11 protein-coding genes are annotated in these 20,797 nt (G+C 71.1%); 7 read left to right on the forward strand and 4 right to left on the reverse strand.

Annotated elements, in window-relative coordinates:
- The first annotated feature begins 3 nt into the window (after positions 1–3).
- The 5 genes from BM396_RS33190 to BM396_RS00100 all read left to right on the forward strand — a co-directional run bounded on the left by BM396_RS33190 (position 4) and on the right by BM396_RS00100 (position 4,839).
- On the forward strand, positions 4–243 hold the full coding sequence (locus BM396_RS33190; protein WP_244538775.1) for a globin family protein: 240 nt from the start codon (positions 4–6) through the stop codon (positions 241–243).
- Between the two features lie 108 nt (positions 244–351).
- Positions 352–720: a hypothetical protein gene (locus BM396_RS00085; protein WP_043352571.1), complete on the forward strand. Its 369-nt coding sequence runs from the start codon at positions 352–354 to the stop codon at positions 718–720.
- A gap of 29 nt (positions 721–749) precedes the next feature.
- Positions 750–1,685 carry a ferredoxin reductase domain-containing protein gene (locus tag BM396_RS00090; protein WP_091994629.1) on the forward strand — a complete coding sequence of 312 codons (936 nt, stop codon included), beginning with the start codon at positions 750–752 and terminating at the stop codon, positions 1,683–1,685.
- Positions 1,686–1,773: 88 nt separating this feature from the next.
- Complete coding sequence (locus BM396_RS00095; protein WP_043379735.1) at positions 1,774–2,838, forward strand: hypothetical protein; 1,065 nt, start codon at positions 1,774–1,776, stop codon at positions 2,836–2,838.
- Positions 2,839–3,252: 414 nt separating this feature from the next.
- Positions 3,253–4,839 carry a methyl-accepting chemotaxis protein gene (locus BM396_RS00100; RefSeq protein WP_081948572.1) on the forward strand — a complete coding sequence of 529 codons (1,587 nt, stop codon included), beginning with the start codon at positions 3,253–3,255 and terminating at the stop codon, positions 4,837–4,839.
- 76 nt (positions 4,840–4,915) lie between these two features.
- On the opposite strand, the gene BM396_RS00105 is transcribed toward BM396_RS00100, so the two are convergent.
- Positions 4,916–7,543, reverse strand: a complete 2,628-nt coding sequence (locus tag BM396_RS00105) for a glycogen/starch/alpha-glucan phosphorylase (RefSeq protein WP_244538776.1) — start codon at positions 7,541–7,543, stop codon at positions 4,916–4,918.
- A 359-nt stretch (positions 7,544–7,902) separates the two neighbouring features.
- On the opposite strand from BM396_RS00105, the gene BM396_RS00110 reads away from it, so the two are divergent.
- Together BM396_RS00110 and glgA are read left to right on the forward strand one after the other, a co-directional pair.
- Positions 7,903–9,489, forward strand: coding sequence for an alpha-amylase family glycosyl hydrolase (locus BM396_RS00110; protein ID WP_043379732.1), 1,587 nt, complete (start codon positions 7,903–7,905; stop codon positions 9,487–9,489).
- A 567-nt stretch (positions 9,490–10,056) separates the two neighbouring features.
- On the forward strand, positions 10,057–11,595 hold the full coding sequence (glgA, locus tag BM396_RS00115; protein ID WP_043379850.1) for a glycogen synthase GlgA: 1,539 nt from the start codon (positions 10,057–10,059) through the stop codon (positions 11,593–11,595).
- Positions 11,596–11,655: 60 nt separating this feature from the next.
- On the opposite strand, the gene glgB is transcribed toward glgA, so the two are convergent.
- The 3 genes from glgB to BM396_RS00130 form a co-directional block, all read right to left on the reverse strand.
- Positions 11,656–13,938 (reverse strand): 1,4-alpha-glucan branching protein GlgB, encoded by a 2,283-nt coding sequence (glgB, locus tag BM396_RS00120; RefSeq protein WP_043379730.1) that lies wholly within the window; start codon positions 13,936–13,938, stop codon positions 11,656–11,658.
- Complete coding sequence (gene treS, locus BM396_RS00125; RefSeq protein ID WP_043379728.1) at positions 13,935–17,213, reverse strand: maltose alpha-D-glucosyltransferase; 3,279 nt, start codon at positions 17,211–17,213, stop codon at positions 13,935–13,937. Before treS ends, glgB begins: the two co-directional genes overlap by 4 nt.
- 149 nt (positions 17,214–17,362) lie before the next feature.
- The gene (locus tag BM396_RS00130; protein ID WP_043379726.1) at positions 17,363–20,743 is read right to left on the reverse strand and encodes a maltotransferase domain-containing protein; all 3,381 of its coding nucleotides are present in this window, start codon (positions 20,741–20,743) and stop codon (positions 17,363–17,365) included.
- Positions 20,744–20,797: the final 54 nt, after the last annotated feature.

Here is a 20,797-nt window from a genome sequence, read left to right on the forward strand (position 1 = left end):
GCCATGCTCGGGCCGGCGGTGGCCAGCCCGAACCATCCGGAGACCGCGGCGCCGGCGCTCCAGGCTTCGGACGCAAGGCCCGTGGCCGACACGCAGGACGCCCCCTGCGCGCCGGTGGGCGCGGCCCTGCCGTGGCCCCTGGAACAGGACCTCGGCGCGGACTTCACCCCGGAGGTCCGGGAGGCCCGGACCGAGACCGACGCGCTGGCCGCCCGCGCGATACTGCAGGCGGACGCGGCCTGAAGGCCGAAACGGCGAAAGCCGTCGATCGGCTTAAGCCACCTTTAACCATGTTCGACCAAGCTCCTGTGGATGGACGGGCCCTTCAGCGCCCGGGAAGGGGATGGTCGGATGGCCGAGGCGGCACGGCGTTACCAGCAGGCAGGGGGCTCCGACCTCGTGCGCCGCCTGATGGCCCGGCCGGTCCGGCTGGAGCAGCAGGCCCGGACCCGGATGCCGCTCCGCGATCCCCGCCATGCCGATCCATCCCCCGAGGCCTTCGACGATCCGTCGGATGCGCTGGACGAGGCCGACGAGATCGCCCGCCTCGAGACCGAGCTGCAGGTGATGAAGGCGGTGCTCCGGGCCCAGCGGCAGGAGGTCGAGTCGCTGCGGGCGCAGCGCCAGCTCCTCACCGACTCGGCCCCGACCGACGATGTCCGCGCGACCCGCGAGCGCTGGGCGGCCCTGGTCGACTCGCTCCTGATCCGCGCCCGCTGATCCGTCACAAGCGCATGCGGGGGAGAGCCATGGGGGCGCGCTGCTCGCTCGTCGTCAACGGTCGGTCGGTGCGTGTCTCGACCGGCGATACGCCGCTGGAGGCCGCGCTGGCCGAGGGCATGATCGCCCCGCTCCAGGCGCAGCCCGGCAACCTGCTCGCCGGCCAGGGCCTCGCTCAGGGCAGCGCCGCACCGTCCGGTCGCCGTCATCCGGCCCGCCGGGCCAGGGCCGAGGCCCTGCGCCCGGCCCTTCCCGGCGCCCCGATCCAGGGCCAGGAGGCGGCGGCGCCGCCGCCCGTGGCCGTCCGCAAGGGCACGGTCACGGAAATCCGCCGGCTCAGCCCCGGAATCCTCGAGGTCGTCGCGACCCTGACCCGGCGCCCCACCGGCGAGCCGGGCCACCAAGCGCTGGTGACCTTCGCGGGGCTGCCCACCCTGACGCTGTCCCCGACCCTGCGGGTCGACGGCACGACCGAGATCAACGACGTGGTGTTCCACGTCGCCCGCGACCCCGAGGGCGATCCCCTCGACGCGCTCCGCCTCGACCAGCCGGTGCGCCTCAAGGGGCCGGTCGGCCGGGGGCAGTACCGCCCCGGGGGCGGGCGCCTCGTGCTGGTGGCGGCCGGCGCCGGCTTCGGCGCGATCTGGGCGATCGCCCGGGCGGCCCGCTACGTCGAGCCCGCCCGCGAGATGGCCCTGGCCGTCGGCGCCCGCGACGCCCTGGACCTCTACATGCGCGAGAGCCTGGACTGGCTGCGCCGCACCGGCGTCGGCCGGATCGTGCTCTGCGCCGATCGCGGCGGCCAGCGGCCGCCGGACGTGCGCTCCGGCCCGCTCAGCGCCCACCTGCCGAGCCTGCGCGCCACCGACGTGGTCCACGTGGCGGGCGACGTCTCGACGGTCGGCGCCGTGCAGGTGCTCGCCGCCGCGGTGGGCGCCCGCTGCTACCCGATCGTGATCGACTGACCGCCGTCGCCTCGACGCGGCGGCGTCCGGCTGCTACCGGCGCCGGGCCGGCCGCACGGGGCCGATCCTGAGCCCGATCCGAGCCCCGATGGTCCGCGTCCTCTGCCTCGGCTACAGCGTCACGGAGCTGCCGGGCTATGTCGAGCGGGCCAACGCCCTGGCCGAGGCCGAGGGGCGTCCGGTCACCTTCCTCCGCAGCGGCTGGGGCGGCCATTCCCTGCCCTCCATCGCCGCCCTGATCGACGAGATCCTGGACGCGCTCCCCTGCGACGGCGTCCTCCTCGAGCTGTTCACCGGCAACGTCCGCTACTTCGACGGCGCGACGATGCGGGCCTATCTCGACGACATCCTCGCGGCGACCGCCCGGCGGGACCTGCCCGTCGCCTTCCTCAACCTCCACCAGGGCGGCGTCGACTACGCGGCCGAGCCCGTCGCCGGCCTGCTGGCGGAGTACCGCGCCCTCTACGGGATCCCCTATCTCGACATCGCCGCCCCGGTGGCGGCCGCGGGCGCGGGCGACATCACCTACCTCCTGACGGATGCGACCCACGTCACGCCGGTGGGCGCCGACCTCTACGGCACCCTGGTCTACAGCTTCCTGCGCGCGCCGCCCCCGGGCCGCGCCTATATCGACCGGTTCCGGACCCTGCCGGGCCGGTTCGAGGCCGTGCCGCTGCGCGCCCTCCCCGGTCTGACCTGCGGGTTCGCCCTGCGCCGCAACGGCATCCCGCTGGACTTCCTGGAGATTCCCGAGGGCACCCGCGTCACCGTCCCCCTCGGGCGGCCCCGCGACGTGATCGGTCTCCTCGTGACCTACGGCCCCCAGGCGGGCACGCTGACGGTCCAGGACCCGGCGAAGGGACGGGGGCACGATCTCGTCGCCTACGACGAGTTCTCCTACTACACGCGCTCGATGTTCCGCAGCGTCACCCTCCCGGCGGCGCGCGCGCTGACGATCGCGCAGTCGGCGGAGCGGCCGGACATCGCCCTGCGTAAGGGCGCGCCGGATCCGGGCCCGCGGATCGGGCGCGTGTCGCATGTCGTCTGCCGGCGCAGGCTGAGCCTCGCCCAGCGCGCCGCGCGCCTGCTGCACCGGCTGCGGCGCGGCCTGCGCCGCCTCGGGCCGCGGGTCGGCCTCGTCCGCGGGGCCTGAGATTCCGGCCCGGGCCGGGCGCGAAGGAGACGCCGGGCCTCACAGCGCCCGCCCGCGCCCGCCGGCGAGACCGCTCCATCCCCGACCCGGATCGGCCAAGCGCTCCCGGACGCGCGCCCACACCGCTCGATCGGTTCAATGGCGCTGATGTATTTCTTCAAAGTCATCAGTATTTTCATCTGAGAAAATATTCGGCGTGTTCTTCTGGCGATGTCCATTTGCCAGACGATCGTGGCGACGCGTGTATCCCTGTCGCGGATGTATGCTAAGAGACATTCGGAGTTCGGGAAGGGATCGGACGATATGCGGTTTCTACGGAATGCAAGCCTGCATGTAAAAATGTCCGTTCCCATCGTGTTCATGGTGATCGTCACTGCGGGGGTCGTATTTTATTCGATTTCTGGTCTCAAATATATGGAGGAAAGAAACATATATCTGGTCGATTATTATTTTGCTAGGCTCGAGATATTCGCGAGAGTTCGCGAAAAATTCGTCGATGCCGCGCTTATGAATCGCAATTTGATCATCGGCCGCCCTGAAGGGGACCTCCCGCTCTTTCGCAGGCGCTACGACGAGGACGTCAAGGCCGTGGCCGACGGCATCGAGACGCTGGCCGAGGGCTCGCGGCGCGAGGAGATCGCGGCGATGCAGCGCCAGATCGGGACGATCGCCCGGGACTATTTCGACCTGCTCGACCGCTCCAACTACCTCGCCCTCCGGAACGACCGGTCTGCGGCGATCCAGGTCGGCGTCGTCGCGAGCCGTGAGGTCCGGGCGCAGTTCGACAGGGCGGCCCAGGATTACGAGGCGCAGGCGACGGCCCGCCTCCGCGAGGCGAGGCGCGCGTCCCGGCAGGAGGCCGAGCAGGCGCGGACGGTCCTGATCGGCTCCGCCCTGGCGGGCCTGCTCGCCGCCTTGAGCCTCTCCGCGGTGATCGTCGTCTTCGGCGCGACGCGGCCGCTGCAGCGCCTCGTCGCCGTCCTGCGGCGCATGGCGCAGGGCGACGTCGAGGCCGCGATCGTCGAGGCGCAGCGCGGCGACGAGATCGGGATGGTCGGGCGGGCGGTCGAGGCGATCAGGACCATGGTCGCCCGCAACGCCGCCGCGGAGGCCGAGCGCCGACGGCGGGCGGACGCCGAAGCCGCCGCCGTGCGCAAGGAGGCCACGATGGACCTCGCTCGGACCTTCGAGGAGGCGGTGGCCAGGATCGTCGAGCAGGTCTCGTCGGCCGCGGGAGAACTGGAGGGCACCGCCCACCAGATGACGACGACCGCCCAGGAGACGGCCAGCCAGTCCGGCGCGGTTGCGGCGGCGGCCGAGGCGGCGGCGGCCAACATCAACGCGGTGGCGGCCTCGACCGAGCGGCTCGGCAGCGCCATCCAGGCGATCGGCCATCAGGCGAGCGGCTCGTCCGACCTCGCGCAGCAGGCGGTCGGCGAGGCCGACCAGACCGCCGGCCTCGTGGCCGAACTGCAGCAGGCGGCCTCCGAGATCGGCGACGTGGTGCGGCTGATCGCGTCCGTCGCCGAGCAGACCAACCTGCTCGCGCTCAACGCGACCATCGAGGCGGCGCGCGCCGGCGATGCCGGGCGCGGCTTCGCGGTCGTGGCGGCCGAGGTGAAGGCCCTGGCCGAGAAGACCGCCAAGGCGACCGACGGGATCGCCGCCCAGATCGGCCGGATCCAGGGCGTGACCGGTTCCGCGGTCGGCGCGATCGGCGGGATCATCGACCGGATCCGCGAGATCAACGGCGTGGCGATCGCGATCGCGGCGGCCGTGGAGGAGCAGGGCGCGGCGACCCAGGAGATCGTGCGCAACATCGCCCACGCGACCCGGGGTGCCACGGCGGTGACCGGCACCATCGTCGGGGTGGCCGAGGCCTCGGAGCGCACGGGCGTGGCGGCCGATCACGTGCTCGCGGCCGCCACGGCCCTGTCACGCCAGTCGGAGCGGCTGTCGGCGGAGATGGACCGCTTCCTGGTCGGCGTTCGCGCCGCCTGAGGGCCGGAGCCTTCCGGAGCGGGCAGGCCCCGCGCCGACCCGCTTCCGCATGGGAGCGGGTCGGGCGGCCGACGGCTCAGCCCAGGCGGACCCGCCAGATCTCCTCGGCGTATTCGCGCATCGCCCGGTCGGAGGAGAACCACGCCATGCGGGCGGTGTTGCGGATCGCCTTCGCCCACCAGCCGCGCGGATCGCGCCATGCGGCGTCGATGGCGCGCTGTACCCGCCAGTAATCGTCGAAATCGGCGGTGAGCAGGTACTGGTCGCGCCGGCGCAGGTCGTCGGTGAGCGGCCGGAACCGGCCCGGCTCCTCCGGCGAGAACCGCCCCGCGGCGATCATGTCGAGGGCCGCCGCCAGCCGCGGCGAGGCCTGGATCGCCTTGGCCGCGTAGTCCGGCTCGGCCTGCCGGGCCTTCACCCTGTCGGCCTCCAGGCCGAAGATGAAGATGTTGTCCGCCCCGACATGGTCGCGGATCTCGATGTTGGCGCCGTCGAGGGTGCCCACCGTGAGCGCGCCGTTGAGGGCGAACTTCATGTTGCCGGTGCCCGACGCTTCCAGCCCAGCGGTGGAGATCTGCTCCGACAGGTCGGCGGCCGGGATGATCGCCTCGGCGAGGCTCACCGAGTAGTTCGGCAGGAACACCACCTTCAGCCGGCCCGCGACCTCGGGATCGTCGTTGACCGCCTTGGCGACGTCGCAGGCGAGCTTGATGATCAGCTTGGCCTGGACGTAGCTCGGCGCCGCCTTGCCGGCGAAGATCTTCACCCGGGGCGTCCAGTCCCGGTGCGGCTCGGCCTTGATCGCCTGATAGAGCGCCACGGTCTCGAGGATGTTGAGAAGCTGGCGCTTGTACTCGTGGATGCGCTTGACCTGCACGTCGAACAGCGCGGCCGGATCGACGTCGATGCCGGTGCGCTCGGCGATGAGGTCGGCCAGGGCCTCCTTGCGCTCCCGGCGCACGGCCGCGTAGCGCGCCACGAAGACCGGGTCCTCGGCATGGGCTTCCAGGCCCCGCAGCAGCTCGGGATTGTCCAGCACGCCGGCGCCCACCGTCTCCACGGCGAGCCGGGTGAGGCCGGGATTGGCGTTGTGGAACCAGCGGCGGAAGGTGATGCCGTTGGTCTTGTTGACGATCTTGTCCGTGTCGAGGGCGTGCAGGTCGGAGAAGACCGTCGAGCGCATCAGGTCGGTGTGGAGCGCCGAGACGCCGTTGACCCGGCGCGCGCCATGGAAGGCGAGATGCCCCATGCGCACCCGCCGCCCGTGCGACTCATCGATCAGCGAGATCGAGGCGAGGTAGGCGGCGTTGTCGGAGGCGGTGTCCTGGCGGGCGTGCTTGGCCTGCTCCTCCAGATGCATCCAGTTGATCAGGTAGATGATCTGCATGTGGCGCGGCAGCAGCCGCTCCATCAGCTCCACCGGCCAGGTCTCCAGCGCCTCGGGCAGGAGGGTGTGGTTCGTGTAGTGCAGCGTGTGCGTGGTGACGTGCCACGCATCCTCCCAGGAGAGGCCGTGCGCGTCGATCAGGATGCGCATCAGCTCCGGCACCGCGATGGCCGGGTGCGTGTCGTTGAGCTGGATCGCGGCGTGGTCCGGCAGGGACCGGACGTCGCCGCGCTCGGCCACGTGGCGGGCCACGAGATCCTGGATCGAGGCCGCGGTGAAGAAGTATTCCTGGCGCAGGCGCAACTCCTGGCCCTCGGCCGAGGAATCGCTCGGATAGAGCACCCGGGAGATCGCCTCGGCGCGCATCCGCGCCGCCACCGCGCCGACATGGTCGCCGCCGTTGAACCGGGCGAGGTCCACGGGCTCGCCGGCCTCGGCCTTCCACAGGCGCAGGGCGTTGACGTGGCGCCCGCGCCAGCCGACCACCGGCACGTCGTGGGCCACCGCCCGCACGGTCTCGGCCGGCTGCCAGTGCCGCCGGATCACCCCCTCCTCCGCGGAGGACATGGTCACGGTGCCGCCGAAGCCGATGGCATAGGTCGCCTCGGGCCGGGCGAATTCCCAGGGATTGCCCTCGGCGAGCCAGGTCTCTGGCGCCTCGCGCTGCCAGCCGTCCTCGAAGGACTGGCGGAACAGGCCGTGGTCGTAGCGGATCCCGTAGCCCATGGCCGGGATGCCGATGCTCGCCATGCTCTCCATGAAGCAGGCGGCCAGCCGCCCGAGGCCGCCATTGCCCAGAGCCGCGTCGGGCTCGGCTTCCTGCACGGCGTCGAGGTCGACCCCGAGTTCCCGCAGGGCGGCGCGGGTGGTCTCGGTCAGGCCCAGGTTGTTCATCGCGTCCGACATCAGCCGGCCGATGAGGAATTCCAGCGACAGATAGTAGACGCGCTTGTTCGGCACGCTGCGCTCGGCGGCCAGGGCGGCCGCCACGATCCGCTCGCGCAGGGCCAGGGCGGTCGCCGCGAACCAGTCGCGCGGGCGTGCGGTCTCGGGCGTGCGGCCCAGCGCGAAGGTGAGCTTGGCGCGGATCGACTCCCGCAGGTCGACCCCCGCGTCACCACTTGCGGACAGCACCGGGGCGGTCCAGGAGCCTGCGGCCGGGGCCTCGGGAGCGCGCTCGTCGCGCGCGACATCTTGTGGCACAGGCCGGGTCAGAACATCGTTCAACACGTGCGGGTCCCCCAAAGTCGTCGCCCCGGATTCTAGCGCCGGGGGTATCGTGGGCGGATTATCTCTTTTGATGGATTGCCGCCGCATGAACGGACGGACGATCCGTGCCCCGAAGCATCCGACGATGCGGTCGGCTTCCGGCGAAGTCGTGGCAGCGCCGCTCGATCGGAGCCCGCGGGTACGCTGAGAGACATATGGCGCGGCGGCGTGACATTCCAGGCACAGATCTGCGCGACGGCGCTGCGCGAAGGTCATGCACGCCGGCGATGCGGCTCACGGTCATGCCCGGGACGCGGTTCTCGACGGGCGCTCCGTGTCGGGCGCGCCGATCCGCGCCCGCCGGCGCCCGCCCGGCACGCGCCCGGAGCGCGCCCGAAGCGCATCCGTCGCCGGTCGCCAGCACGCCGGTCAGCGGTTAAGCGTGGGCCGCCAACGGGAGGGGCAGCATGACCGACACTGTCTGGTGGAAGCGCGGGACCGTCTACCAGGTCTATCCCCGCTCCTTTCACGACACGAACGGCGACGGGGTCGGCGACCTGCCCGGCATCACGGCGCGGCTGGACTACCTCGCCTGGCTCGGGGTCGACGCCGTCTGGATCTCGCCCGTCTATCCCTCGCCCATGGCGGATTTCGGCTACGACGTGGCCGATTACTGCGGGATCGATCCGCTGTTCGGCACGCTGGCCGACTTCGATGCCCTCGTGGCGGAGGCCCATCGGCGCCGGCTGAAGGTGATCCTCGACTTCGTGCCGAACCATTCCTCGATCGCGCATCCGTGGTTCGCCGAGAGCCGGTCGTCGCGCACGAGCCCGAAGCGCGACTGGTACATCTGGCGCGATCCCGCCCCCGACGGCGGGCCGCCCAACAACTGGCTGTCGAATTTCGGCGGCCCGGCCTGGACGCGCGACGAGGCCACCGGCCAGTACTACTACCACGCCTTCCTGGCGGAGCAGCCGGACCTGAACTGGCGCAACCCCGCCGTGCGGGCGGCCATGCACGACGTGCTCCGCTTCTGGCTGGAGCGCGGGGTCGACGGGTTCCGGGTCGACGTGATCTGGCACCTGATGAAGGATGCGGGGTTCCGCGACAACCCGGCCAATCCCGACTACGCGCCGGGCTCCCCGGAGATCAACCGCTTCACCCAGGTCTACTCCGCCGACCGGCCCGAGATCTTCGACGTGATCGCCGGCATGCGGGCGGTGCTGCGCGACTACGGCGAGCGCGTCCTGATCGGGGAGATCTACCTGCCGGTGGAGCGGCTGGTCGCCTATTACGGCCCCGACCTCACCGGCGCCGACCTGCCGTTCAATTTCCAGCTGATCCAGACCCCGTGGCGGGCCGACGCCGTGGCCGAACTCGTGGCCGATTACGAGGCGGCCCTGCCCGAGGGCGGCTGGCCCAACTGGGTGCTGGGCAACCACGACCAGCCGCGCATCGCCGCCCGGGTCGGGCAGGCGCAGGCCCGCATCGCCGCGATGCTGCTGCTGACCCTGCGGGGCACGCCGACCCTCTATTACGGCGACGAGATCGGGCTCGGCCATGTTCCGATCCCGCCGGAGCGCGCCCGCGATCCCTGGGAGTACAACGAGCCCGGGCACGGCCGCGACCCGGCGCGCACCCCGATGCAGTGGGACGACAATCCCCAGGCCGGCTTCTCCACGGCCGAACCCTGGCTGCCGCTGGCGGAGGATTGGGCAGCCTGCAACGTCGAGAGCCAGCGCTCGGATCCGGGCTCGATGCTCACCCTGTACCGGCGGCTGCTCGCCCTGCGCCGCGACCACGCGGCGCTCGCCGTGGGCGGCTACCGGGAGGTGCCGCTGGGGATCGCCGCGGTGTTCGCCTACGAGCGCTTCGCCGACGATGCCGTTCTGCGCGTGCTCCTGAACTTCGGCGCGGCGTCGCAGGATCTGCCGCTGCCCGAGGGCGACTGGACCGTGCTGCTCTCGACCCGTGCGGGGCGGGCGGGCGAGACGGTCGGCCTCACCCTGGCGCTCGGACCCGCCGAGGGGGTGATCCTGCGCCGCGGCGGGTGAGCCGGACCGGATCCGCCCATCCGGGCGCGGCGCCTCGGCGCGGGCGCCGGTCCAACGGCCCGGCGGCGCCTCATGGTCCGAGCCGGGGGCACGACATGGCTTGCGGCCGGAGCCTTTGGCTGCTGCGGCCCTCGACCGTCATCACGCGCGCGCGGCGGTGCGGTGCCTCAGGGCTGCGCGCCGTCGGCCGTCGGGCGCGGGGTGGATGGCCTCGCTCCGCTCGCAGAGACGGCAGGGCCGAAGCCCCCAGCCGGACACGGTCCAGGCGCGCAGAACGTGATTCGGGATAGGGCGGTGCCGCTGCGGCGCGGCCCTGTGCATCGACGTCGGGCCGATGCCGCCCCATCCCGGAAGCCGCCCGGCCCGCCGAAACTTGCCGCGCCGCCACGATTTCGTGCTGCGACGCCACATAGGTAAGTGAAGCTTAATTCTCACGGTGGCCTATTTTGTGCGTCGCAGCGGAACCGTCGCGACGGAGGAGTATTAGCCGTGGTTGAGATCGCGACAGCCGTGCCTGCCCGATCGTCTGCCAGACCGGGGCATTCCGCCCGGCCAGGATCAATGCTGATGCTCGATACGCGCCGTGGTGGTTCCTTCGCCGAGTGGTCGTCCGGCGAGGGGGACGGCGTCGTATCCGTTCCGGTGCCGGCCCGTCCGGCCTCGCTGCGCCGCCGCATCCTCTACGCCACGCCCGAGATGGCCGACTTCGTGAAGACCGGCGGCCTCGGCGAGGTCTCGGCCGCCCTGCCCCGGGCGCTGGTGCCGCACTACGACATCCGCGTGCTGATCCCGGGCTACCGGCAGGTCCGCGCGGCGTTCCCCGAGATTCCGGTGGTCGCCCGTCTCGAGGGTTTCGCGGGGGTTCCGGCCTGCGACCTCGGCCTGGTCGAGGCGGCCGACGGCCTGCGGATCTACGTGCTGCTCAGCCCCGACCTCTACGAGCGCGACGGCACGCCCTACGGCGACCAGCACGGCGATTTCGGCGACAACGACCTGCGCTTCGCCCGCCTCAGCCTCGCGGCGGCGGACCTCGCCGCCGGCGCCGACCCCGACTGGGCGGCCGACCTCCTGCACCTCAACGACTGGCAGGCGGCCCTGGCCCCGGCCTATCTCGCCTGGCGCGGCCGGCGGGTGCCGAGCGTGCTGACGATCCACAACCTCGCCTATCAGGGCCTGTTCCCCCGGGACGCCCTGCCCCGGCTCGGCGTGCCGGAGGCGGCCTTCCAGGTCGACGGCGCCGAATTCTACGGGCAGCTGTCCTTCCTGAAGGCCGGCATCTTCTACGCCTCGCAGGTCACCACGGTGAGCGAGACCTACGCGCGGGAGATCCAGACCCCCGAGTTGGGCTGCGGCCTCGACGGGCTGCTGCGCACCCGCGCCGGTCAGGGCCGGCTCGCCGGCATCCTCAACGGCATCGACGAGACCTGGGACCCGAGCACCGACCCGCACCTCGCCACGCGCTTCGAGATCGACGACTGGAAGGGCAAGCGGGCCAATGCCGAGGCGGTACGCCAGCAATTCGGCCTTGCGGTTTCCCGCGGGCCGCTCTTCGCCATCGTGTCGCGCCTCGTCCACCAGAAGGGCATCGACCTGAGCCTGCAGGCCGCCGAGGCGATCGTGGCCGAGGGCGGCCAGCTCGTGGTGATCGGCCAGGGCGAGGGCCGGTTCGAGCAGGCGCTCCGGGGCTTGGCCAAGCGCCATCCCGAGGCGGTCGGCGTGCATGTCGGCTTCGAGGAGGCGCAGGCCCGGCGGATGTTCGCGGGCAGCGACTTCCTGCTGATGCCCTCGCGCTTCGAGCCCTGCGGGCTGGCCCAGATGTACGCGCAGCGCTTCGGCTCCCTGCCGATCGTGCGCCGCACCGGGGGCCTCGCCGACACGGTCGAGGACGGGGTGACGGGCTTCACCTTCGCGGAGGCCTCGGCCGCGTCCTTCGGGGCGGCGGTCCGCCGGGCGCTGGAGGCCTTCGGCCAGAAGAAGCGCCTCAACGCCATGCGGCGGCGGGCCATGGCGGCCCGCTTCGGCTGGGATCAGGCCGCCAACAATTATGCCGGGCTCTACGGCCGGGCCATCGGCAACAGCACCGCGCTGCGCTGGCGGGCCGCGTAGAGCCTTCTCGCGGACGCAGCCGCCTCACCCCCTCCCCCAGAGGGGGGAGGGGGGCTCCCCTCACCCTTCCAGCAGGAAGATCATCGTGGCGAGCGGCGGCAGGGTCAGCGACAGGCTCTGCCCCTGGCCGTGGCTCGCCTGATCCTCGGTGCGGCGGCCACCCTGGTTGCCCAGGTTGGACCCGCCATACACGCCGGCATCCGAGTTGAACGCCTCGCGATAGAACCCCGCCGCGGGCACGCCGATCCGGTAGCCCTCGCGCGGCACGGGCGTGAAGTTCGAGACCACGATCGCCACCTCGCCGGGCTTGGCGCCCTTGCGGGCCCAGGCGATGACGCTGTTGTCCTGATCGTCCGCCACCAGCCACTGGAAGCCGGTATGCTCGACATCACGGCTGTAGAGGGCCGGAGTCGAGACGTAGAGCCGGTTGAGATCGCGCACCACGCTCTGCACGCCCTTGTGCAGCGGGTCGTCGAGGTGGTGCCAGTCCAGGCTGGTGTCGTGGTTCCACTCCCGCTCCTGGCCGAACTCGCCGCCCATGAACAGCAGCTTCTTGCCGGGATGCCCCCACATGAAGCCGTAATAGGCCCGGAGGTTCGCGAATTTCTGCCAGCGGTCGCCCGGCATCTTGCCGAGCAGCGAGCCCTTCCCGTGCACGACCTCGTCGTGGGAGAGCGGCAGGACGAAATTCTCCGAGAAGGCGTAGAGCAGCCCGAAGGTCAGGTTGTGGTGGTGGTAGCGGCGGTGGATCGGATCCTCCTGCATGAAATGCAGGGTGTCGTGCATCCAGCCCATGTTCCACTTGAAGCCGAAGCCCAGACCGCCCGTATAGGTCGGGTGCGACACGCCGGGCCAGGAGGTCGATTCCTCCGCCACCGTGATCGTCCCGGGGGCGTGGCTGTAGGTCGCCTCGTTGGTCTTCCGCAGGAAGTCGATGGCGTCGAGGTTCTCGTTGCCGCCGTAGCGGTTCGGGATCCACTCGCCCTGGCGGCGGGAATAGTCGAGGTAGAGCATCGACGCGACGGCATCCACGCGCAGGCCGTCGAGGTGGTAGTGCTCCAGCCAGAACCGGGCGTTGGCGGCGAGGAACGTCGCGACCTCGGTGCGCCCGAAATTGTAGATGTAGGTGCCCCAATCCTGGTGGAAGCCCTGGCGGGGATCGGCGTGCTCGTAGAGGTGGGTGCCGTCGAACTGGCCGAGCCCGTGGGCGTCGAGGGGGAAGTGGCCCGGCACCCAGTCGAGCAGCACGCCGATCCCGGCCTCGTGGGCGGCGTCCACGAACGCGGCGAAATCCTCCGGCGTGCCGAAGCGGCTCGTCGGGGCGAACAGCGAGACCGGCTGATAGCCCCAGGACCCGTCGAACGGGAACTCGGTGATCGGCAGCATCTCGATATGGGTGAAGCCCAGATCCTTGACGTAGGGGATCAGCCGTTCGGCGAGCTCCCGGTAGGTCAGGTAGCGGTTCCCCTCCTCGGGCACCCGCGCCCAGGAGCCGAGATGGACCTCGTAGACCGAGATCGCCGCGTGGCGCGGGTCCTTGGCGCCGCGGGTGCTCATCCAGCCCGAATCGCGCCAGTCGAACTCGCCCGACCCGTGGGTGACCGAGGCGGTCTCCGGCGGGTGCTGGGCCGCGAAGGCGACCGGGTCGGCCTTGAGCGGCACCAGGGCGCCGTCGGGGCCGCGGATCTCGAACTTGTAGCGCACGCCGGCCTTGAGGCCCGGCACGAACAGCTCCCAGATGCCGCCGTCCTGCCAGAGGCGCATCGGGTGGCGGCGCCCGTCCCAGTCATTGAAGTCGCCGACGACGCTGACCTTGCGGGCGTTGGGTGCCCAGACGGCGAAGCGGAAGCCGTCGATGCCGTCGAGCTGGCCCGACTGCGCACCGAGCATCCGGTAGACGAGGTTGGTGCCGACCTCGCGCAGCGTCGCCACGTCGTATTGCTCGATCGAGGAGCCGAAACCGTAGGGGTCGTAGCGGCGGCGCTTCGTGCCGTCCCAGGACTCGACCTCGATCTCGTAGAGCGGCCGGTGCTCGCCCTCGACCCGCGCGACCCAGAATCCGTCCGGATGGCGCTTCTCGAACGGCACGGTGCGACCGTCCATCACCAGGGTGGCGGCCCGCGCCTCGGGGAGCACGGCGCGCACCTCCCAGGCCTTGGGCCCGACCCGGTGGGGGCCCAGCACCGAGAACGGGTCGCCGTGATTGGCCGCCATCAGGGCCGCGATCGCGTCCGGATGGACGCTCGGCGGCTGCGCGACGCCGGAGCCCGGGACATCCGCGTTCCGCGCCGTCCCCGCTTCCGGGGCGGCCCGTCGTGCGAAGGTCTCGTCGATCGCCGTCATTCCAATGCTCCGGGCTCGTGTCCGTCCGTGTCCAGAATGGTCAGAACCCCACGGGCGGGGATTTCGATCCAGTCCGGCCGGTTGTTGGCCTCGTAATCGACCTCGTACAGGGCCTTGGTCAGCAGGCAGAGGCGCAGCAGCCGCGCCCGGCTTCCCAGGTCGGTCACGGCGGCGCGCGAGCCCTCCACCGCGGACTCGTAGCCGGCGAGGAACGCCGCCTCGATCATGCCGCGCCACGCCGTGGCGGCATCCCGCGCCCGCCCCTCGGAATCGGCGAACCGGGCGGTGATCTCCCGGATCACCGTCTCGGCGCCGTACGCGAAGGAGCGCATCAGCCCGGCGACGTCCCGCAGGGGCATCGACTTGGCCCGGCGCTCGTCGGCCGGACGCGAGGGCTCGCCCTCGAAGTCGACGATGATCAGGTCGTTCTCGGCGACCAGCACCTGTCCCAGGTGGTAGTCACCGTGGATGCGGGTCTTGTGGGCGCCCCGGACCGGCTCGGCGGTGAGCGCGGCGATCAGGGCCTCGACCTCGCCCCGGCGCTGGCCGAGTTCCGCGCAGGCCGGCTTGCCGGCATCGAGCCCCCGGTCGGCCAGGCCCTTGAGCGCCCGGAAGGCACGCTCCGCCTGGTGGCGGGCGTCGCGCGCCAGCACCGCGAGATCGTCCCCGGTGAACGGCTCGGCCGCGAAGGCCGGATCGTCGGTCTCGATCGCCAGCGCCGCGTGCAGCTCGGCGGTGCGCCGCCCGAGCAGATCCGCCCAGGGCCGGTGGGCCTGGAACGCCTCCTCGGGGCTGGCGGCCTCGCTCTCGGGGGTGAGCACGACGGTCTCGAAGTCCCGGCGCAGGCCCTCCAGCATCAGGGTCCAGGCATCGCCCTGGTTCACGACGAATTTCTGAAGGATCGCGAGGGCCGTCCGGGTCCCGTCCTCGGCGACGTGCTCCAGCGTGCCGAGCAGGGCGGGGGTATTGGAGAAACCCGCCTGCTCGGTGAGGAAGCGCCCGACCTCGATCTCGGGATGCAGCCCCGGCTGCAGGCGGCGCAGCAGCTTGAGCATCATCTTGGAGCCGACGGCGATCGAGGTGTTGCTCTGCTCCGCCGACAGCCGGCGGATATCGGCCACGTCGACCGTGACCTCCGGGTCGAAGGCCGAGGTGACGGCGAAGACGAGGCGGCCGCTCTCCGTGGGGATCACACGGCCCTGGCGCATGTCGTCGATGAGGCAGGCGGCGAAGTCGTTGGAGCCGGCCGCGCCGTAGAGCAGCCCGGTCCGCGGGCCGCGGCGCACCCGCGCCACCGCGAAGGGCATCAGCGCCTCGTCCTCGCGGCCCTCCTCGACGCCGACCGGCATGAAGTACTCATGGCTCTCGCCGTTGGCGAGCTGCACCTGCAGCCGCGGCAGCAGGAAGCGCGCGCTCCCGTCGACGTCCTTCAGGGCGGCGCAGTCGACCACCTTCGTGGCCTTGATCCGCGAGCCCTTGGCGCCGAACCAGCGCCGGCTCGTCAGGAACGGCGGCACCACCGTGCGCTCGAAGGCGACGCGCTCGCGCCCGCTCATCAGGGTCTCGATCCCGCCGGTGAGCACCAGGGTGAACAGCTCCGGCGGCTCCTGCTGCGGGCCGACCACCCCGGAGCGCGCGGCGCTCAAGCTGAACCAGTAGAAACCGTAGGACGGCAGGGTCAGCAGGTAGGGCAGATCGCCGATCGGCGGGAACTCGGTGCCGCCGGTGAGCTCGATCGGCACCGCGGTGCGCAGTTCCGACAGGTCGAGCTGCACCGCCTGGGGCGCCCGCGACAGGTTCGCCACGCACAGGATCCGCTCGTCCTCGTGCTCGCGGATCCAGGCCAGAACCTTCCGGTTGCTGGGATAGAGGAACTGGATCGTGCCGCGCCCGAGGGCGACGCTGTTGTTGCGGATCGCGATCATGCGCCGCGTCCAGTTCAGCAGGCTCGTCTGCGCCTGGGTCTGCGCCTCGACGTTGATGGCGTCGAAGCCGTAGATCGGGTCCTGGATCGCCGGCAGGAACAACTTCTGGGGGTTCGCCCGGGAGAAGCCGCCGTTGCGGTCCGGGGACCATTGCATGGGCGTGCGCACGCCGTCGCGGTCGCCCAGATAGATGTTGTCGCCCATGCCGATCTCGTCGCCGTAGTAGAGCACCGGCGTGCCGGGCATCGACAGGACGAGGGACTTCATCAATTCGATCTTGCGCCGGTCGTTCTCGAGGAGCGGCGCGAGGCGGCGGCGGATGCCGAGATTGATCCGGGCGCGGCGCTCTGCGGCGTAGAACGACCAGAGGTAGTCACGCTCCTCGGCGGTGACCATTTCGAGCGTCAGCTCGTCGTGGTTGCGCAGGAAGATCGCCCATTGGCAGCCCTCCGGGATCTCCGGGGTCTGGCGCATGATGTCGGTGATCGGGTGCCGGTCCTCCCGGGCGATCGCCATGTACATCCGCGGCATCAGCGGGAAGTGGAACGCCATATGGCATTCGTCGCCGTCGCCGAAATACTGGGCGGTCTCCTCCGGCCATTGGTTGGCCTCGGCCAGAAGCATCCGGTCGGGGTAGCTGGCATCGAGGGCGGCGCGGATCTTCTTGATGACGTCGTGGGTCTCGGCGAGGTTCTCGCAGTTCGTGCCGTCGCGCTCGATCAGGTAGGGGATCGCGTCGAGGCGCAGGCCGTCGACGCCCATGTCGAGCCAGTAGCGCATCACCTCGATGACGGCCTCGAGCACCGCCGGGTTGTCGAAGTTCAGGTCCGGCTGGTGGCTGTAGAACCGGTGCCAGAAATACTGCTTGGCCACCGGGTCCCAGGTCCAGTTGGACGCCTCGGTATCGAGGAAGATGATCCGCGTGTCCCGGTACGGCTCGTCGGTGTCCGACCAGACGTAGAAGTTGCGCTCCGGCGAGCCGGGGGGCGCCTCGCGGGCGGCCTGGAACCAGGGGTGCTGGTCGCTCGTGTGGTTGATCACGAGTTCGGTGATGACCCGCAGGCCCCGGGCGTGCGCCGCCTCCACGAAGGCCTTGAAGGCCTCCATGGTCCCGTAGGACGGGTTGATGTCCCGGTAATCGGCGATGTCGTAGCCGTCGTCGCGGAGCGGCGAGGGATAGAACGGCATCAGCCAGATCGCCGTGACGCCGAGATCGCGGACGTAGTCGAGGCGCTGGGTCAGGCCCTCGAAGTCGCCGATCCCGTCGTTGTTCGAGTCGAAGAACGACTTGACGTGGATCTGGTAGATGATGGCGTCACGGTACCATTGCGGGTCGCTGCGATCGATCATCGCGTCGCTGCCTCATCGGTCGAATCTGACGGGACCGGCGGTGGGAACCGGCCGGGAGCGGGCGGACGACCGCCGCGCGGGTGCAATGGTCGGCGACGGGGAGGCCCGCCGCCGGGGTCAGGTGCCACGGTCAGGTGCCACGGGTGGCCTCAGCCCGCAACCCGCCGCGGCGCCCGCAGGCGCCAGATGACGCAGGATCGCTCGGCCGGATCGAGGGCGATGCGGTGGGATTTGCCGCGCAACTCGAACGTGTAGCCCTGGAGCAGGTCCTCGACCTCGACGGCGCCGTCGTCGGGCAGGCCGAACAGCCAGAGCGGCACCTCGTAGGTGCATTCCTGGCGGTTCTTCGGGTCGAGGTTGACCATGGTGAAGATGCAGTTGTCGCGCTCCGGCGTCGCCTTGGCGTAGGCGATGATCTGGTCGTTGAAGGCCCCGGTGAAGACGACGTTGCGGAAATCCCAGAGGGCGGGGTTCTCGCGCCGGATCGTGTTCAGCTTGACGATGTGCTCGCGGATGTTGCCCGGCCGGTCGTAGTCCCAGGCCTTCAGCTCGTATTTTTCCGAGTTCAGGTACTCCTCCTTGCCCGGATACGGCGCGGCTTCGCACAGCTCGAAGCCGTTGTAGATGCCGTAGACCGACGACAGGGTCGCGGCCAGGGTTCCGCGGATGACGAAGCCGGCGCGTCCGCTGGTCTGAAGGAAGTAGGGATTGATGTCGGGCGTATTCGCAAAGAAATTCGGGCGGTAGTACTCGCCCATCTCGCCGGCCAGCTCCAGGGCGTAGTCGGTCAGCTCCTGCTTGGTGTTGCGCCACGTGAAGTAGGTGTAGCTCTGCTGGTAGCCCGCCTTGGCGAGCTTCTTCATCATCTTCGGCCGGGTGAAGGCCTCGGCGAGGAAGATCGCGTCCGGATAGCGCCCGTTGACCTCGCCGATCACCCATTCCCAGAACGGGATCGGCTTGGTGTGGGGGTTGTCGACCCGGAAGATGCGCACGCCCCGGGCGCACCAGCCGAGCAGGATGTCGCGCAGCTCGATCCACAGCCCGGGCAGGGCGCCGCCGTAGAAGTGGACGTTCGAGATGTCCTCGTACTTCTTCGGGGGGTTCTCGGCGAATTTCAGCGTGCCGTCGGGGCGCCACTCGAACCATTCCGGATGGTTCTTGATCCAGGGATGGTCGGGCGAGCACTGGATCGCGAAGTCGAGGGCGATCTCCATCCCGTAGGCGTGGCTCGCCGCAACCAGCCGCTCGAAATCCTGAAGGGTGCCGAGGTCGGGATGCACGGCCTCGTGGCCGCCCTCCGCCGCGCCCACCGCGTAGACCGAGCCGACATCGCCGGGCTCGGCCGTGAGGGTGTTGTTCTTCCCCTTGCGGTTGGTCCGGCCCACGGGGTGGATCGGGGTGAAGTAGAGGACGTCGAAGCCGAGCTCGCGGATCTCGGGCAGGCGCCGGATGACGTCGTCGAAGGTGCCGTGGCGGTTCACGTCCATCGACTGGGAGCGCGGGAAGATCTCGTACCAGGCGGAGAACCGGGCCGCGAGGCGGTCGGCGATCACCGGCAGGGTCACGGGATAGCGGGTGAGGTTCACCCGCTCGGCGTTCCGGCGCACGAGGCGCGACGCCTCGGGGTCGAGGATCCGGTCGAGCTGGGCGGCCGAGCCGGTCTCCTCGGCGGCGAGCGCCGCCACGAGCGCGGCGAGGCGCTCGGCGTCGCGGCCGCCGCGGGTCCGGGCGAGCGACGCCGCGGTCCCGACCAGGGCCACGCCCTCGATCGTCTCCAGGCGGACATCGACGCCGGCGGCGCGCTTCTTCAGGGTGTCGCGCACCCAGGACGAGAAGGCGTCGCGCCACGCGATCAGGGTGAACTCGTAGCGGGCGTTGCGCTCCAGGGGGAAGTGCCCGGCCCAGCGGTCGTTGTCGACGAAGACCATCGGGTCCTCGCGCCACGCGTCGCTGCCGGCGACCCGCGACAGGATCGCGGCGTCGATGATCTCGTGGCCGTCGGAGAAGATGTCGGCCTCGACCCGCAGGGACTCGCCGACGATCCGCTTCACCGGCGAGCGGCCGCCGTCGAGCTCAGGGCTGACCGCTTCGATCACCACCCGCCCCTCCCCGTCCGGGGTGCCGCGCTCGGGGAGCCGGGCGACCTCCTGGGCGCTGGCCGCCAGGATGCGCAGCTCGCCCGGCATCAGGTCGATGGCGCTGCCGGGATGGAACGCGATCGGCTCGGCGTCGGGCGTCCGGTCGACGAAGGTGCCGAGCATGCCGCCGGTGCGGGCGATGAGCGACCCAGCCTCGACCGGCACCGGCTTGTCGGTCGGGTTGTAGAGCACGATCAGCCCGTGCCGGGCCGAGGCCGGGTGGCCGGTGTCGAAGCGGGCGAGCGCCACGCAGTCGCTGTCGGGGGACGAGATCCGGATCTGCGCGCCCTCGACATTGGCGGCGGGCAGCTCCGCCCGCAGGGCGTTGACCGCCCGGATGAAGCCGGAGATGTCGATGCCGGTCTCGTGCTCGCGGTCGCCCGGGGTGGTCTCGACCACGTGCAGCGCCCGGCGGTAGCCCCATTCGTAGCCGATCGGCATCAGCACGCCGGCCGAGAAGAAGGCGGCTAGCGCGTAGCGGGTGCGCAGATGGGCCGCCACCGCCTCAGGGCCGCCGCCGATCCCGGCGGCGAGCCGCGTCATGTCGTGGTTCTCCGGGAAGGCGATGGAGGGCGCCAGCACCCGCAGGCGCTCGTACTGCTCCAGGGCCCAGGGCTTCTTCAGGTCCCACCACGCGAAGGAGTTGAACAGGTAGTCGAAGCCGGCGCCCGCCGTGGCCCGGGCCTCCTCGAAGGTGCAGCCCAGGGTCTCGGCGGCGAAGAGACAGGCGGGATCGCGCCCCTTGGCCTCCCCGATCAGGACGCGCCAGGTCTCCGGCGGCACCTTGTAGGCCGCATCACAGCGGAAGCCCGCCACGCCGAGGTCCTGGAGCCGGGCCACGTAGGCGCCCCAGATCCGGGTCAGCTCATCCCGGGCAGCCGGCGTGTGGTAGTCGAGTTCGGCCAGGTCGCCCCAGACGGTGCGGATCGACGGATCGTCCGGATCCACCGCCGCCGGGTGCATGATCGAGCCGTCGGCCTCCTTCATGAACAGGTCGGGCCGCTCCGTGGCAAGGCGGGCGTTGTCGGCGGTGTGGTTGATCACGAGGTCGGTCATCACCGACAGGCCGAGGGACTGCGCGGCCGCGCAGAAGCGCTGGATCTGCGCGTCGTCCGGCGTGCCGTCCGGGTCGCGGAACCGCTCGTCGAGCCGCTCGGGATCGGCCACCGCGTAGAGGCTCCGGGAGCCGCCGGTCTGGTGGAACGGGTTCAGGTAGATCCAGTCGAAGCCGAGCGCGGCGATCCGCGGCAGCTCGGCGGTCCAGTCCGCGACGCGCCCGACCAGGAGCGGGAACAGGTTGTAGATCCGCGGCCCCTCGGCCCGGGGCGCCAGCGCGGCCGGCAGGACGGCCTCGGCCCCGGTCGTCGCAGCGGCTTTGGTCGGTGCGTTCATGCTGGCTTCTGGCTCCCGTTCCTGTGTCGTAACGCCCGAACCGCCCGGGCGTGC

The sequence above is a fragment of the Methylobacterium sp. UNCCL125 genome, from assembly GCF_900116795.1.
Classification (GTDB): domain Bacteria; phylum Pseudomonadota; class Alphaproteobacteria; order Rhizobiales; family Beijerinckiaceae; genus Methylobacterium; species Methylobacterium fujisawaense.